Raw genomic sequence first — 15602 nt, 5'->3', positions numbered from 1 at the left:
GGAGGACCAAGCACTATGAACGATCGTGAAAAACGTGACTTTCAGGCAGGTCTCGAAGCAGAGGTCGACGCCTTCATGAGCGGCGAAACCACCCGCCGAACTTTCATCACCCGCTTCGGTCAGATGACCGGCATGTTGGCCGTGTCCGGCCCGATGCTGGGGATGATGACGGATTGGGCGATGGCGCAGCAAACATTGGAATTGGCGGACGCCACGTCGCCGCTCGGCCAGGCGCAGGCCGCAGCCCTAAAAGCATCGAAGGAAGGGCCGGCGGACGGTTCCGCCTTTCGCGCGGCGGAGGCGGCCAAGGCGCATTCGGGCGTCACCCTCAACATGACCTACGAGGCTGGCCTGCAGGCACTCGATCCGCGCAATTTCAGTGGGCCGATGTGGGAGCAGCTTACCGGGATGAAGTCGAATGTCGTCGAACTGTCGAACCCTGACCAGTACTCCAAGGCAGTCGCCGAGCACATCGCCGGCTCGGGTGCCTATGACATCCTCGACATCTCGCCGGCCTGGACACCGTCGCTTGCCGATGGCGGCGTCATTGCCCCTCTAGACGACTACATCGCCAAATACATGAACCCGGCAGACCTCGAGGACTATCATCCCCTGTACAAGGCGCTGCCGACCTACAAGGGAAAGATCTGGGGGTTCTTCGACGACGGCGACATGTTCGCTCTCTACTACCGCAAGGACATCTTCGAGGATCCGAAAATGGTGGAGGCTTACCAGGCGAAGTTCAACGCCAAGCTTGGACCGCCGAAGACCTGGGAAGAATATGCCCAGATCGCCCAGTTCATTACCGACCAGATGGCGCCAAAGGTTTATGGCGCGGGACATTTCCGCAAGGCGGGCAGCCCTGGCAATCAGTTCGACTTTCTGCAGCAGTACCGCGCCAACGGCGGAAAACTGTTCGGAGACGACATGAAGGCCGGCTTGGTGTCGGATGCCGGCGTCAAGACGCTGACAAACATGCTCGCCGCAAACAAGGCCTCGATCCCCGGCAACAACGAGCTCGACGCCGTTTCCTTGTGGGCGGCTTTCCTGACCGGCAAAGTCGCGATGATCTATTCCTGGCCTCCTAGCGGCCGTATGGCGGCGAACTATTCGCAGTCCGCCACGGCAATCAACTTCATTCCGCAGTCGCAGATCGCTGGCAAGGTCGGCTATGCCGTCGTTCCGGGAAATCCGGAACATGCGACCGGCTACAACAAGGCACTGTCCGCGGATTCGCCCAACCCAGAGGCGGCGTATCTGTTCATGCAATGGGTATGCTCGCCACCCGTCTCGCTGGCACGTTGCATGCTGCCCTATGCGCTACGCGACCCATACCGCATCTCGCACTTCAAGTCCGAGCTCTACGGCGCGCTCTTCCCCAGTGCCAAGGAGTACCTTGCCAACCTCAACAACTCGGCAAATGTCGGTCTGCTCGATCCGATCATGCCAGGCGCGCAGGACTACTTCTTGAGCATCGACCGCATGTGCACCGCGGTGTGGGCTGGGGCGGATGCGAAGGCGTCGCTTGAAACGGCCGCCGCCGAGTGGAACGAGACGACCGACCGACTGGGTGTGGATTCGCAGAAAGGCTTCTACACCGAGTTCTTGAAACTGCCTGGCGCCACTGCCGACAACACGGTGGAAAAACTTGGCATGGCGGTCACCCTCTGAGGGGAGGCATGCTGTCTGGAGCAATTGGTGTTGCGGGCGCTTGGCTCGCAACACCTCCCCGCTAAGCGGCGATTTTTGGATACGCCTATGCAGCCCACCGCCACGATCCGTCGCTTGAAGGCCGCCGGCGCACCGCCCCGGCTGTCTGCCTTTGCCCAATGGGCAGACCGTCACTTCAAGTGGCTGCTGGTGGCGCCCGCGGTGCTGCTGATATTGGCGCTCTCGATCTATCCGCTTCTGTTCTCGCTGGTGGTATCTTTCATCAACTACGACTTCCAGGTGCCGGGCCACGCCTTTGTCGGATTGAAGAACTTTGAGCGGGTCGTGTTCGATCCAGTAGCACGTTGGTCGCTGTTGCTGACAGCATGGCTGTCGGGCATCAGCGTCGCTATCGAATTCGTGCTCGGTCTCCTGGTGGCGCTGACAATGGTGCGCAGCTTTCCGGGCCGCGGTGTGATCATGTCGATCCTGATCGTGCCGCTGTTCATCAGCCCGGTCATCGTCGGCCAGGCCTGGACGCTGCTTTTACAGCGGCCTTTCGGACCGACCAACTATATCCTGACGCAACTATTGGGGCAGGAGGTTACGATAGGATGGATGACGGAGCGCCCGTGGCTCTATATCTCGCTGATCATCGCCGATGTCTGGCAGTGGACGCCGTTCATGTTCGTCATCCTGCTCGCTGGGCTGACCGCAATCCCACCCAATCTCTGTGAGGCGGCAGAACTTGACGGCGTCAACGCCTGGCAGGCTTTTTGGGCGATCACGCTCCCGCATCTCGGGCCGATGATGCTGCTGGCCCTGACCTTCCGTCTGCTCGACGCAATCCGTATGTTCGATACCATTTTCATCATGACAGGCGGTGGCCCGGGAACACAAACTTACACGGCCTCCTATTATCTCTATACCGTCGGCTTCACGCAGTTTCATCTATCGCAAGCAACAGCAGGAAGTTGGCTGTTCCTGATCTTTACGGCGCTCATCGTGACGTTGCTGGTGCGTCGGCTCTTGAAGGTAGAACCGGTCTAATGGCCGCCGTCGCGCCCGCCCGCCGCAGGAAACGCCGGTCGTTGCCGATCGGCCGAATTCTGCTGCTGGGGTTCTTCCTGGTGTTTGTGCTGTGGCCGCTCTACTGGATGTTCAACACCTCCATCAAGCCCAGCGACGACTACCTCACCGTACCGCCTGTCTGGTTCCCTGCCGCACCGACGCTTGTCCACTACGAAGCTGCGCTGTTCACCTATCGCGGTCTCGACGGGCTTATCAACAGCCTGATTATTTCGCTTTCGGCGACGGTGCTTTCGGCACTGATCGGCACGCTGATGGCTTATAGTCTGGCGCGCTACAACACGGGCGGCCGGCATCTGTCCTTCTGGGTCCTGTCGCAGCGCTTCCTGCCACCGATAGGCATCGTCCTGCCGGTATTCCTTATCTATCGTGGCGTCGGGCTGTACGACACCCATATCGGGCTGATCCTAGCTTACACGGTCTTCACGCTACCGGTGTCGGTTTGGATGATGTTTGCCTATTTCCGCGGCATGCCGAAGTCGATGGAGGAGGCGGCCCTCGTCGATGGCTGCACGAGATGGGAGGCGTTCTGGCGCGTTGCCGTGCCGCTCGCAGCACCAGGCATCGTCGCGGCGGCTGTCTTCGCCTTCATTGCCTGCTGGACGGAGTTCTTCTTCGCTCTGATTTTGACCAGCCGAACTGCCTTTACGCTGCCAACGGTCTTCCGAGCCTTCATCGGCTTCCAGGGCGCACAATATGGTGAAGCCGCAGCCCTTGCCATTGTCTCCCTTGTGCCATCGATCGCCCTTGGAGTGCTTGCTCAACGACATCTCGTGCGCGGGCTGACGCTCGGCGCCGTTCGCGGATAGGAAGGGAAGGCATGGCCGAAGTCAGAATCACCGGCTTGCACAAGCGCTACGGCGCCTTCCATGCGGTGCGCGGCATTGACCTCCACATCCCCGACGGCGAGTTCACTGTCCTGGTTGGACCCTCCGGATGCGGCAAGAGCACTCTGCTGAGGACCATCGCAGGACTGGAGGAGAGCTCACAAGGCACGATCGAGATTGGCGGCGAAGTGGTCAATGATTTCCGGCCGCGCGATCGCGACGTGGCAATGGTGTTTCAAGATTATGCGCTCTATCCGCATATGAGCGTGGCCAAGAACATTGGCTTCGGCCTCAAGGCTCGCAAGATGCCGAAGCCAGAGGTCGAGGTGCGCGTGGCCGAGGCGGCACGCATGCTTGGCATCACTCCCTTGCTGGGGCGTTTTCCGCGTCAGCTGTCCGGTGGCCAGCGTCAGCGCGTCGCCATCGGCCGCGCCATAGTCCGCAACCCCCTCATCTTTTTGTTCGACGAGCCACTGTCCAATCTCGACGCACAGCTTCGCGACGAAATGCGCGGCGAAATCAAACGCCTTCACCAGGACATTGCCACAACGATGATCTACGTCACCCATGACCAGATCGAAGCGATGACGTTGGCTGACCGCATCGTGCTGATGCGCGACGGGTTGATAGAGCAGCAGGGCGCGCCACTCGAGTTGTTCGAGCACCCGGCCTCAACCTTCGTCGCTGGGTTTCTGGGTTCGCCGCGGATGAGCTTCCTGCCAGGCAACCTTGCCTTGGACGGAAGCGCCGCCGCCATCCGGCTAGCGGACGCGCTGCTGCCCTTAGCGCCGGGCAGGGGGCTGAAGGGCGTCGCAGACGGACAGCAGGTGCTGCTCGGGTTGAGGCCAGAACATCTCACTCGGGCGCACACTGCCACACCGGAGCAGGGCACGTTTCGCTATGAGGCAACGATCGACCTGCTGCAGCCGACCGGCTCGCGCAGCTACGCGACATTCCGACTGGCTGGCGCGCCGGTGATGGCTGAGCTGCAGGCGCACGACGTCAGCCGTCCGGGCGAGAAGCTTGCGATCGACATCAACATGAACCGGGCCTCGATCTTCGACGCCACGACGGAGCGGGCAATTTGACCTCGACAGCTTCCCTGGCAGTCCGCTTATGTGGCACCGAACAGCACGAGGCACCGCTGCGCACACTGCGCGCCGGATCCTTGTCGGTCGCGTTCGACAATGGGGCGTTGCGCTACATCCGCATCGGGACGATCGAGATCTTGCGCGGAATCTCGTTTCTTGTACGGGACGAAAACTGGGGAACATGTACCCCCGTTCTCGATGATCTGCGGATCGACGAGAGGCCGGATGCGTTCGCCATTGAATACCGTGCAACATGTGCCGCAACATCCGGCCGCCTGGTTTACCGGGCACGCGTCTCGGGCAGTAGCGATGGTGCGCTGTCGTTTGTGACAGAAGCAGAGCCTGAGACCGACCTTTTGACCAACCGGACCGGCTTCGTCGTGCTGCATCCCATAGCAGATTTGGCCGGCAAGCCGGTGCGGGTCCTGCATCAAGATGGTCTCGAAAGGCTTTCGCATTTTCCGGACTTTATTGATCCGGAATGTCCGTTCACCGACGTGCGCGCGTTGTCACATGAGATCGCGCCTGGGATCTGGGCCACCTGCATCATGGATGGTGATGCCTTTGAGATGGAGGATCAACGCAATTGGTCTGACGCATCCTATAAAACCTATGTTCGTCCCTTGCGTCGCCCGTGGCCCTACAGACTGCCCAAGGGCCAGAAATTCACCCAGGCCGTCCGGCTGCATATGTCGGGGACGCTTCTTGCGCCGATGTCTGAAAATCCTGACCCGCCGATCAAAGTGACGATTGGCGGACCGGCCGGCCGAGTGCCTCGCATTGGCGTCGGCGTCGCCGCCGACGAGGCCAGGCACGCCCTTGGAAACTCCGATCTAATTCGGCAATTGGCTCCGCAGTGGATAGCCTGCCAGGTCGATCTCCGTCTCGGGCACGGCCACGATGAACTTGAACGGTACGCAGCGCTGACCCGGTTGATTGGTGCAAGCGTCGTGCTGGAGATCATAACCAGGGGAACGCTGGATCCCTTCGGCGAGTTGAAGCCGGTCGCGGATGCTGTCCGTCGCCTCGGCCTCAATCTAGAAGCTATCTGCGTCTTTCCGGCGCAGGACATGAAATCGGTACAGCCGGGAGCAGCATGGCCGGCCATGCCGAGCTTCCAGGAAAGCTACTCGGCAGCGCGCCGGGCTTTCCCGGGTGTACCGGTCGGCGGCGGCATGGCCGCGTACTTCACCGAGCTCAATCGCAAGCGCCCGCCAAGCGAGGCGCTCGACTACGCGACCTTTACCACCTGTCCAAGCGTGCACGCTGCCGACGATGTGTCAGTGATGGAGACGCTTGAGGCCATTCCCCACCTGATCCGCTCTGCCCGTTCCTTCATGGGCGAATTGCCGCTGCGTGTGGGTCCCAGTCAGCTCGGCTGCCGCGAGAACCCTTACGGTGCCTCCACGGCGCAGAACGAAGCGAATGGTCGCGTCTGCCTATCGCGCATCGATCCTCGTCAGCGCGGGCTGTTCAATGCGGCCTGGATCGTCGGCTATTTCGCCGCATGCGCTCGCGAGGGCATCGAGGCCGTCGTCTTCGGTGACTTCACCGGTCCATTTGGCCAAATCCATAGGAAGGCTGATTTCGTGCAGCCATGGTTTGACCAGCAGGATTCCCGAACGGTCTATCCCGCTTTCCATGTCTTGGCTGGTCTCTCAAAGCTCGGCGGAGCCACCTTGCTGTCCGTAGGAACTTTCGGCGCTGACGGCGTTGTGACGATCGCAGCTGAAAACGATCGGGGCGTGACCCTGTGGGTCGCTAACCTCACCGCCAAGACGCAATCTGTGCGGCTTTCGGATGCGCCGAGCAGCGCCCGTATTGCTCTTCTCGGCGCCGAGCAGTTCGAGCAGGCGGCAACCGATCCCAACTTCATGGAAATTTCCGCAAGACCGCTGGATGACCAATTCATCTCGCTTGACGCCTACGCCGTCGCGCGTGTCGACCTCGATCGGCCGTCTTCGGCCTAGCCCGATCTTCGCTTAGTTGGCCAAAACCCCAACAAAGATGAGGGTGATAGTTCTATGAGGCCCTAAGGCCGCGCTTGGGATCCATCTCGCTTTGACCCCCAACCCCATCGTTGGTCAATTCAAAGGCATAGCGCGCGAAAGCAGCAGATGATTGAGACCTGGTCTGCCGTGCAAAACGTCCGTGAGCCTGGTTTGCTCTGGCTGCGCCGGGCAAGCCTCACGCGCCTCAATGCCCCCTGGCCACTACGTGCGCTTCAGCATGTGCCTGGAAACCCGTTCACCGAAACGATTTTCAGGTCAACAAAAGTCAACATAATCGTAACACCCCATGGAGTGGCACCGTTTGCATCTTGATTCATTCAAGCGGATTGTTGACCCATTCAAACCCGTCCGAATATGTTCGTTGAGGAGTCAAGTCATTCGTTGAGCGCCGACGATTGCCAAGCCAATTTGCTAGGAATCAGCCGCAGCTCTCCACCTCTCCCAACGATACCGCTGCGCTTCGGCTATCCTATCCTTTCCTCCTTGGGATGTGGGGCCTGTACTCAGCCCACCATGAAACCGACATCTGAGCTTTCCAGGCACAGCTGCGTTTCTGCATTCCGTCCCCCTCCTAGTTTTAGCTTCGCATGTCTCGGTGTAGTCTTGGGCCAACTGGTTCTGTCCTCCATGTTCGATCCTTCGCTCCAACGCGGAACAGGGTAGCTTCGCCGCTCGCGGCAAACATTTTTCAAAATGGTTTAGGTAAGATTTTTTGTTTCGTTGGATTTCCGTCTTGTATGGTCTCTATCTCTGTCTCTGTGTCGATAGGGTATCGATAGGGTAGGGCAGCGACAGGGTCTCGATAGGATGGCTCACTGAGAGCGTTTCAAAGACCCAGCATTTCGGACGATTGCGGTATTATGAATACCCGATTTGAATGGGAGTACCTCTGATTCATCTTTTAGCTTTACTGGGCAAAGCCGCTCAAGCTCGGATAGCGCCGCTCCACGAACTCGCTTGCTTACAATCTTGTCGATTTGCATTATCACGCCAAGCCGATGTTTTTCACCCATCGGCGGGTTATCTTTGAACCAGTCGATAATGAAATATTCTTCAGTCTTTGGATCGTAGATGACAAAACGATCTTCGATAAGGACAGTTCGAGCCAATGACAGCTGTTTTTCATTTAGGCGGCTCTCTGCAATGGCATGAGCATCGGGGAGCTGACAGCAGCCCCCACTGGTCTGGTACGGAGACGTAAGCAGGTAAACGTAAAAATGGTGGCTCTCCAGAGCTGGCAAAAGCACGGGCCGCTTCGATCCCGTCCAGCGTCGTAGAAATCTTAGCCGAGGCTCGGCATCGGTGAGAAACAGCGCCTGCAGGCGGTGGAACGCCTCGTGGTAGGCCGCATTGGGCCGGCCGCTGTCCAGCGCGGTACGATTGCGTCTCTAGGCGTGTAGTAGCCGCCGGCGGTGTCCGTCCGGTCGCTCCAAACTCAGGCGCGTCTGCTCGGTGTCACCGTCGACGGCACCCCAGCCGCATAGGCCGATTTCGCTGCCTTGGGGCGTAGACCCTCGAAGGCTTTTCGCGCGAAGTCGCCCGTCTCTTTCGACTGTTGCCGAAGCAAGTCGAGCTCAGAGGGCGTCAGCATCACGGAAGTCGAGGATGTACTCAGCTTCGGAGCGGATGAGGGCCGAAGGCTGGAGATTGAGTTCTTCCCTAACGACATCGCCATACATCCTTCGGCCTCTCGGATTTGTTCTCGGCTCACGGCCATTAATCGGAGAGCACCGCATATACAAGCGTGACTGTACCCCTGAGAGCGCATACGTGCCGTTGTTCGAGCATCTGGAGCGCGCCGTCGAGCTCAAGCGCGCCACGATGATAACGCGGCGGTCCTCACCGCAATGATGCGCGGGAGGTCAAAGATGCGCCGGCGGTTTGAACGCGATCTTCTTCAGCCAGAACTGCTTTTGCTCGAGCGTCGGGCCAGAACCGTATTTTGGCCGATGCCATTTGTGGCCCATCAGCATGGCCACGACCTTTTCGGGCGCCTCCACGGCCGTCAGCCGATCCTCGTATGTGTGCCGCAGGCTGTAGAGAGAGTGGTCATCAGTCGGCAGGAGATTCGCATTGTCAAGAAACTTGTTGACCAAGGCAGAGAGCGAGTCGGCCTTGTCGAGATAGCGCGGAAACCCTTTGGGGTGGAGCTTCATTACGGCGAGCGCGCAACCAACGAGCGGAATGTCGCGCAGGGAGTGGTCTGTCTTCAACACGCGTCCATCGGGCCTCACCTGCACATGTGGCACCGCGTGATCTAGCAAGATGCGGTGCGGCAGAAGGTTCGCCGCCTCCGACAAACGCATGCCGGTGTCCGCTATCAGCAGCACAAGGTGACGGGCCTCCTCGTTGAGTTCCGCCAGCGCGCGGTCGGCAAGGATCTTGTCTTGGACGAAAGCCGCTTCGAAAGCCGCTCGTTGGACCGCGACCTGTCCCGATAGCCGCAATTTCTTGAACACCGGCGGCAAATTCAGCTGATGTGCCATGTCGACAGTGGTCAGCATCTTCGACACGTGGCCGATGTCCTTGTTTGCGGTGCCGATGTCGAGACTTTCCACGCGTATGCGTTTCTGCCACCACTCGCGAAATTGTATGGCGTGGCTCCGGGTGAGGGCGGCTATGTTCATGTCGCCCACAACCTCGATAAGGTTGCCAACGGCGCGCTTTTTCGGATTGCGCCACTTTCGGAGCTGGTTCGGGGACATGGCATTGAGGCTTTGGGCCTCGATCTTCTCGAATTCTGCAACCAGCCCCGTGAGGCGGATCGCCGGCCGCTCCTCACCACCCAGGGCGGCCGCCACCTCCCGCTCGTCCTCAATGACGTTCCTGTCGAGGAGCAGTCTAATGCGGTCGACAATATCATCGCGCGCGCCTTCAGCGAGCTCGGCATTCGTCTGATAGACCAGGGCTTTCGCCCGCTGCTGGGCCGCCTCGAAACGCAAGCGAGCTTCGCCAGATTGACCGTCGCGAAGCCCTCCCCAATACGCATCGAGCTCGACGTGGAGGCGCTGCACTACTTCCTTGGCACGAATGCCACGGGGATCGTTTACGATCGGAATGTCGGTGCTGATGCGGACCAGGACGCGGCGATCGAGCTCGGCGAATTCCTTCGGAACACGGCGAACGAGGTACCAGGTGCCGTCGCGCTTATGCGCCTTTGGCGGATATTTCCGCGCCATTCCATCCCCTGGCGTTACACAGATTGTTACACATAATAAGGGGCATGTTGCGCGAGCAAGGTCAATAGGAGGTTCAAAATGCTAAAAAGGTGGGTTGCAGGGGCGCCAGTTGGCGGAGGAAGTGGGATTCGAACCCACGGTGAGCTTGCACCCACGCCGGTTTTCAAGACCGGTGCCTTAAACCGCTCGGCCATTCCTCCATCGTGATTTTTCAACCACTTGGGTAGCGCGGGGGCCAACCCGTTTGGCCTGTTGGCACCGGATTGGCACCGAAGGCGCTCCCGGCTGGTTCACGCCTCATTCCTGTAAAGCGGCATTGAGGGCTGCGTCAACCACCGCTGCGTCGCTTCCTGCTGTCCTGGGCAGACTCTGAGCTTGTCGGGATCGAGCACCGGGACCATCGCGGTCCAATGGTGCATGAAGAAGAAGCCCGCCGCGGGCGTTGCCCGAGATTGTGAGGCGCTGCAGTGCTTCCATGCAGCGCCCCAGGCAAGGGCGCAGTCCAGCTATCGCCAGAACCATCCTTGCAACCGGGCGGGGCGGGTTAATCCCTATAGGTCAACCTCTTGGGAGAGCTGCGGCATTTCCCCAAAAAATTCAGTTCGCCAAGGGAACAGCTGCTCGTGAGGAAGGCCGAAGCTGCAAATCGGCTCCGGCCTGCGTGTTCCTCAGTCTTTGCAGCTTTCGTCCGCCTTTGCCGCCGCGGCCTTATCACCATGCTGCTGCGCCTCAATGTCCTGCTGCGAGGTTGCAAGATTCTTGTCGCCGCCGCCTTCGGCGCCCGCCAACGGCATCGTGGCGCCATCCTTGGCGGCTGGCTTGCCCGCGCTATCCGACGCTTTCGGGGTCTCTAAAGGCGCATGAGTTCCATCTTTCGAAATACCGGCGGTCTGTTCGGAATCCGTCCCTGCGTTGGAAGCCGACTTGTCCGGGCATGCGGCGATCGCAGACCCGGCAGAAAGTGACATTGCGATCGCGATTGTCAATGAAGCCATTTTCATCATGCTCGTCCTTCTGTTCGAGTGCCCTGCGGAAGAAACTAGCGGCGCATTTCTTTGTTCCGACGGTCGGTCCGCTGCCCGTCAAAGCTTGGTCAACGGCAGGCATGGGCGGCAGGAGCGAAGCCAGGCTCTCTGTGGCAGAGGGCATCACATCTCTCGCGTGGAAGCACGAAAACCGTTACTTTTCAGAAGGCTTTCACGGTGGAGACGCCACAATCTTGCCCGGTTGCAGCCACAATCGGTTAATACCGTGATAAGCAATTCCTGCGCACAAAGGATCGGGGTTCAAAGGCGTCGTTGTATTGGTCGGGTGAGTGTTTCGGCTTCTTCGACGGTTGGACACGACGTCTAGGTCAAGACTGAAGGGGACATCAGGAAAATGCAGGCTGTGACGCAACCGCGTCTTCGTCGCGCTGCTGCAGTCGCGTTGTTCGCCATGTCGGCCGCCTTGCTGGCGGCGTGTGCGTCGCAGCCCGAGCCGAAAGCGATGGTCTACAAGAAGACCCGCTCCAAAGAATATTTCGCCGAATCCGAATATGGCGTGAAGGCAAGCCCGCGTGTGATCTCCCAGAATGGGCGCATCCAACGTGGCGGCGGCAGGGATCAGCTCGGCAAACCCTATCAGGTCCGCGGCAAGTGGTATTACCCCCGGGAAGACAAGCGCTACGCCAAGGTCGGCCTGGCCTCCTGGTATGGCGACGCCTTCCATGGCCGGCTTACCGCCAATGGCGAAGTCTACGACATGACCCATCTAACGGCGGCGCACCCGACCATGCCGCTGCCGAGCTATGCCCGCGTCACCAATCTCAAGACCGGCAGTTCGGTCATCGTTCGCGTCAACGATCGCGGCCCATATCACGAAGGCCGCATCATCGATGTCTCGGAGCGCGCTGCCCAGATGCTTGACTATGCCAACACCGGCACCGCTCAGGTGAAGGTCGAATATGTCGGCCGCGCGCCGCTCGACGGCGATGACGACCAGTATCTGATGGCTTCCTACCATCCCGGCAACAGGGCGCCAGACCCGTCGGATGGACTGCCGACCGGCGTCATGGTCGCCATGAACGGGCCGTCGCCAAGCCTGCCTGCGGGCGCCGCCGCCGTGCCGTTTCCGGGCCAGTTGACCGATTCCGGCGCTGTCCAGCCGGTCATGTCGACGCAGTCCTCGGCCTATGGCGATCTGGCGCTTCCGGATTTCGGCCCGATCGTGCCGGAGCGCCCGCAGATCAATCTGCCGCCGCAATCACCGTTTGCCGTGGCCTCGCTGTCCTATGCCGACGAGCGGGTCGAACGCGCCTCAAATGCCTTCGCCGCAATGGGTGGCGACGGCATGTCGCCGGCCGACGTGCTCCAATCGTGGAAGCGGCAGCCGCCACCGGCCGGTCCGTCCACCGACTACGTTGCTGCCGGTTCGTTCGAGGATGCCGGAGAAGCCAACCGTATTGCCGCTCAGCTTGCCGCCTTCGGCAAGATCGAGATCCAGCGTTCGGAACTCGACGGCGAGGATTGGTATTCGGTCAATCTCTATCCCGATGGCCATCACAACCTGGATGATTTGCTGCAGGCTGCCTGGTCGCATGGCGCTCCCGATGCGCTGGCTGTGCGCAACTGAGCACAAGCCAGGCTGGATTTCCGCTACGCGGTTGATCCGCCGTGCAAAAAGCCCGATACTTTTTGCGGGCTTGCCGGCGGTGCCGGCCAACGGGTCGAACATCATGCAATTGCGCTTGCTCCCGCTCGCCGGGCTTCTGGTTTTTGGCCTGCTGCTGTTTTTCCAGGCTCCGGCCGGTGCGCAGCTGTTCGAGACCAAGGCCGCACAGGCCTTCATGATCGACGCCGAGACCGGGACGGTGCTGTTTTCCAAGGATGCCGACAAGCCGATACCGCCGGCCTCGATGGCCAAGCTGATGACCATGGAAGTGGTTTTCAACGCCATCAAGTCCGGTCGCCTGAAGCTCGACGATACGTTCGTTGTCAGCGAAAACGCCTGGCGCAAGGGTGGCGCGCCTTCGGGAACATCGACAATGTTCGCCAAGCTCAAGTCGTCGATCCGGCTCGAAGACCTGATTCAGGGCGTGACCGTGCAGGCGGCCAATGACGGCTGCATCGTCATCGCCGAAGGCATGTCGGGATCCGAGGACAATTTTGCCGCGCAGATGACCGAACGGGCCCGCCAGATCGGCCTCAAGACGTCGACTTTCGTCAATTCGACCGGCCTGCCGGCGGATGGCCAACAGACGACCATGCGCGAGCTGGCGCAGCTCGCCCTGCACCTGTGGCGCGATTATCCGGATCTCTATCGCTATTACAGCCAGAAGGATTTCACCTGGAACAAGATCTCACAGAGGAACCGCAATCCGCTGCTGGCGATGGACATCGGCGCCGACGGCCTGGCGGTCGGTGCGAGCGAGGCAGCCGGTTTCGGCATCGTCGGTTCGCTCAGCCACAATGGTACCCGCGTGATCGCGGCGATGAGCGGGCTGGCCTCGGACAAGGAGCGCGCCGAGGAAGCGCGAAAGCTGCTCGACTGGGGTGTCCGCTCGTTCGAGAAGACTGAAATTTTCGCCAAGGACGAGGTGGTTGGAGAAGCCCAGGTTTTCGGCGGAGCGAAATCCGGGGTGACGCTGAAGGCCAAGGGTCCGATCGACATTTTCCTGCCGATCACCAACCGCGACAAGCTGACGGCCAGGATCGTCTACAACGGCCCGGTTGCTGCACCGGTGGAGGAGGGGCAGCCGGTGGGTGCGCTGCGCGTCTGGATCGGCGATACGCTCAGCCAGGAGACACCGCTTTTCGCCGCCGAATCGATCGGCGTCGGCACGCTGCCGCAGCGCGCACTCGATGCCGTCAAGGAACTGGCGGTCGGCTGGCTGCGATAACGCATATCACTCAAAACCAGCCATGGTTTTGGGGGCGACTGCACAAGGGCAAAAATTGACGGCATGGACGTTTGGCCGAACGCGGACTATCTAGAGCGCTACAATCCCATTCAGCCATGGACAAGAAGGCCTCTCGGTTGGCACGCGGTTTTTTCATCACCTTCGAAGGCGGCGAGGGGGCAGGCAAGTCGACGCAGATCGAGCGGCTGGCCAGGAAGATGCGCGCCAAGAAATACGATGTGCTGCTTACCCGCGAACCCGGCGGCTCGCCGGGCGCCGAAGCCGTCAGGCATGTGCTGCTTTCGGGCGCGGCCGAACCGTTCGGACCGAAGATGGAAGCGCTGCTTTTCGCCGCCGCGCGATCCGATCATGTCGAGCAGCTCATCCGGCCGGCGGTCGAGCGTGGTTCCATCGTGCTTTGCGACCGCTTCCTCGATTCCTCGCGCGTCTACCAGGGCGTCACCGGCGGCATCGATTCGGCGTTCATGGATGCGCTGGAGCAGGTCGCCATCAACGGCATGATGCCGGACATGACGCTGATCTTCGACATCGATCCGGCGGAAGGCCTGAGGCGCGCAACGCTGCGGCGCGGCACCGAGGCAGTCGCCGACCGCTTCGAAAAGGAGACGCTGGCGATCCATCAGGCCCGCCGCGAGGCGTTTCTGGCGATCGCCAAGGCCGAGCCGGAGCGCTGCATCGTCGTCGACGCAGCCGCCGAGCCCGACGCGGTCGAGAACGTCGTCACCGCGGCGGTGTTCGCGGCACTGGCGGCGAGAACGCCGGCACGCGACAGGCAGGCAACGCCGGCATGATCTTCGAACGCATCGCACCCGAGCAGCACGACACGCTCGACGGCGTGCCGGAGCCCTCCGAAACGCCCGTTCTGGTCGGGCATAGCCAAGCTGCAGGCGTGCTCACCGCCGCTTATCGTGCGGGCAAGCTGCCGCATGCGCTGATCTTCTCCGGGCCAGTCGGCATCGGCAAGGCGACGCTCGCCTTCCACCTTGCGCATCATCTGCTGAAGCACCCGGATTTTGCGCAGGCGCCGGAAAGCCTTGCCACTGCCGATCCGGCTTCGTCGCTGTTTCGCCAGATCGCCACCGGGGCGCATCCTTCCGTGCTGCATCTGACCCGGCCGCTGAACGACAAGACCAAGAGTTTCAAGACAGTCGTCACCGTCGATGAGATACGCAAGGTCAGCCGCTTCCTGTCGCTGACCTCGCACGACGGCAGCTATCGGGTCGTCATCGTCGACCCCGCCGATGACATGAACACCAATGCGGCCAATGCGTTGCTGAAAAATCTTGAAGAGCCGCCGGCACGGACTCTGTTCATCCTGATTGTCCACGCGCCGGGCAGCCTGCTGCCGACGATCCGGTCGCGCTGTCAGGTGGTGCGATTGAACCCGCTCGACGCCGACGACCTGATGACGGTGCTGGAAACGACCGAGCCCGCGCCGCCTGACGATCCGGCGGCTCGCGCGGCACTGGTCGGGCGGGCAGGGGGCAGCGCCCGGAACGCGATCCTGTTGACGCAGTATGGCGGGCTGGAGATCGCCTCCACGCTCGACGCTCTGGTCACCGGCAGAAAGAGCGATGTCGGCGGCGCGTTTCGCCTCGCCGAAGCCGTGGCTGGCCGCGATCAGGCGATCCAGTTCGATATCTTCAACCGCCGGGCGCTGGACCTGTTGTCGGACGCGGCAAGTCAGGCAGCACTGGCGGGCGATCTCGCACGGGCCAAAACGTTGTCCGACACTTGGCATGAGGCGCTGGACGCTATATCTGAGACCGATACCTACAATCTCGACAAGAAGCAGCACGCCCTGATCATGATCGACCGCCTGAATTCTGCAATGCGAATGTGACGGTTTTCCC

The 15602-nt window shown here is 60.8% G+C and carries 13 protein-coding genes and 1 tRNA gene; 9 read left to right on the top strand and 5 right to left on the bottom strand.

Annotated features, from left to right (window positions below):
• Nucleotides 1–15: 15 nt before the first annotated feature.
• The 5 genes from NKK51_RS07835 to NKK51_RS07815 are packed head-to-tail and all read left to right on the top strand — an operon-like array spanning nucleotide 16 to nucleotide 6627.
• Entirely contained in the window at nucleotides 16–1671 is a 1656-nt protein-coding gene (locus NKK51_RS07835) for an extracellular solute-binding protein (protein WP_352552131.1), read from the top strand.
• Between the two features lie 27 nt (nucleotides 1672–1698).
• The gene (locus tag NKK51_RS07830) at nucleotides 1699–2700 is read left to right on the top strand and encodes a carbohydrate ABC transporter permease (RefSeq protein WP_352552130.1); all 1002 of its coding nucleotides are present in this window, start codon (nucleotides 1699–1701) and stop codon (nucleotides 2698–2700) included.
• Between the two features lie 41 nt (nucleotides 2701–2741).
• Nucleotides 2742–3548, top strand: coding sequence for a carbohydrate ABC transporter permease (locus tag NKK51_RS07825; protein ID WP_245273237.1), 807 nt, complete (start codon nucleotides 2742–2744; stop codon nucleotides 3546–3548).
• A gap of 11 nt (nucleotides 3549–3559) precedes the next feature.
• Entirely contained in the window at nucleotides 3560–4654 is a 1095-nt protein-coding gene (locus tag NKK51_RS07820; RefSeq protein WP_023811943.1) for an ABC transporter ATP-binding protein, read from the top strand.
• The gene (locus NKK51_RS07815) at nucleotides 4651–6627 is read left to right on the top strand and encodes a D-apionate lactonase family protein (protein WP_352552127.1); all 1977 of its coding nucleotides are present in this window, start codon (nucleotides 4651–4653) and stop codon (nucleotides 6625–6627) included. The genes NKK51_RS07820 and NKK51_RS07815 overlap by 4 nt, the downstream gene beginning before the upstream one ends.
• Nucleotides 6628–7080: 453 nt before the next feature.
• Here NKK51_RS07815 and NKK51_RS07810 read toward each other — a convergent pair whose 3' ends face one another.
• From NKK51_RS07810 to NKK51_RS07790, 5 genes are all read right to left on the bottom strand, one after another.
• A complete protein-coding gene (locus tag NKK51_RS07810) occupies nucleotides 7081–7281 on the bottom strand; it encodes an HGGxSTG domain-containing protein (RefSeq protein WP_352461333.1) in 201 nt (66 codons plus the stop codon).
• A 200-nt stretch (nucleotides 7282–7481) separates the two neighbouring features.
• Nucleotides 7482–7916, bottom strand: coding sequence for a hypothetical protein (locus tag NKK51_RS07805; RefSeq protein WP_155930582.1), 435 nt, complete (start codon nucleotides 7914–7916; stop codon nucleotides 7482–7484).
• A gap of 615 nt (nucleotides 7917–8531) precedes the next feature.
• Complete coding sequence (locus NKK51_RS07800; protein ID WP_352552125.1) at nucleotides 8532–9848, bottom strand: integrase; 1317 nt, start codon at nucleotides 9846–9848, stop codon at nucleotides 8532–8534.
• 110 nt (nucleotides 9849–9958) lie between these two features.
• Nucleotides 9959–10048, bottom strand: a tRNA-Ser gene (locus tag NKK51_RS07795).
• A 468-nt stretch (nucleotides 10049–10516) separates the two neighbouring features.
• Entirely contained in the window at nucleotides 10517–10852 is a 336-nt protein-coding gene (locus NKK51_RS07790; RefSeq protein ID WP_023811948.1) for a hypothetical protein, read from the bottom strand.
• 376 nt (nucleotides 10853–11228) lie between these two features.
• Between NKK51_RS07790 and NKK51_RS07785 the strand changes: the two genes are divergently transcribed.
• From NKK51_RS07785 to NKK51_RS07770, 4 genes are all read left to right on the top strand, one after another.
• Nucleotides 11229–12461: a septal ring lytic transglycosylase RlpA family protein gene (locus NKK51_RS07785; protein WP_352552123.1), complete on the top strand. Its 1233-nt coding sequence runs from the start codon at nucleotides 11229–11231 to the stop codon at nucleotides 12459–12461.
• Between the two features lie 103 nt (nucleotides 12462–12564).
• Nucleotides 12565–13728 carry a D-alanyl-D-alanine carboxypeptidase family protein gene (locus NKK51_RS07780; RefSeq protein ID WP_164892962.1) on the top strand — a complete coding sequence of 388 codons (1164 nt, stop codon included), beginning with the start codon at nucleotides 12565–12567 and terminating at the stop codon, nucleotides 13726–13728.
• 137 nt (nucleotides 13729–13865) lie between these two features.
• Nucleotides 13866–14540 carry a dTMP kinase gene (gene tmk / locus NKK51_RS07775; protein WP_023811951.1) on the top strand — a complete coding sequence of 225 codons (675 nt, stop codon included), beginning with the start codon at nucleotides 13866–13868 and terminating at the stop codon, nucleotides 14538–14540.
• Entirely contained in the window at nucleotides 14537–15592 is a 1056-nt protein-coding gene (locus NKK51_RS07770; protein WP_352441502.1) for a DNA polymerase III subunit delta', read from the top strand. Before tmk ends, NKK51_RS07770 begins: the two co-directional genes overlap by 4 nt.
• The last annotated feature ends 10 nt before the right edge of the window (nucleotides 15593–15602 follow it).

The sequence above is a fragment of the Mesorhizobium sp. M0011 genome (assembly GCF_040324155.1).
In the GTDB taxonomy this organism is placed as follows: Bacteria; Pseudomonadota; Alphaproteobacteria; order Rhizobiales; family Rhizobiaceae; genus Mesorhizobium.
The sequence above is the reverse complement of the archived record's forward strand: the minus strand, read 5'-3'. Positions and strand labels throughout refer to the sequence as shown.

Bases quoted from the DNA above. Each gene is read 5' to 3' on its own strand.
- NKK51_RS07835 (WP_352552131.1), top strand. From the start codon at position 16: ATGAACGATCGTGAAAAACGTGACTTTCAGGCAGGTCTCGAAGCAGAG.
- NKK51_RS07820 (WP_023811943.1), top strand. From the start codon at position 3,560: ATGGCCGAAGTCAGAATCACCGGCTTGCACAAGCGCTACGGCGCCTTC.
- NKK51_RS07800 (WP_352552125.1), bottom strand. From the start codon at position 9,848: ATGGCGCGGAAATATCCGCCAAAGGCGCATAAGCGCGACGGCACCTGG.
- NKK51_RS07785 (WP_352552123.1), top strand. From the start codon at position 11,229: ATGCAGGCTGTGACGCAACCGCGTCTTCGTCGCGCTGCTGCAGTCGCG.
- NKK51_RS07790 (WP_023811948.1), bottom strand. From the start codon at position 10,852: ATGATGAAAATGGCTTCATTGACAATCGCGATCGCAATGTCACTTTCT.
- NKK51_RS07780 (WP_164892962.1), top strand. From the start codon at position 12,565: ATGCAATTGCGCTTGCTCCCGCTCGCCGGGCTTCTGGTTTTTGGCCTG.
- NKK51_RS07770 (WP_352441502.1), top strand. From the start codon at position 14,537: ATGATCTTCGAACGCATCGCACCCGAGCAGCACGACACGCTCGACGGC.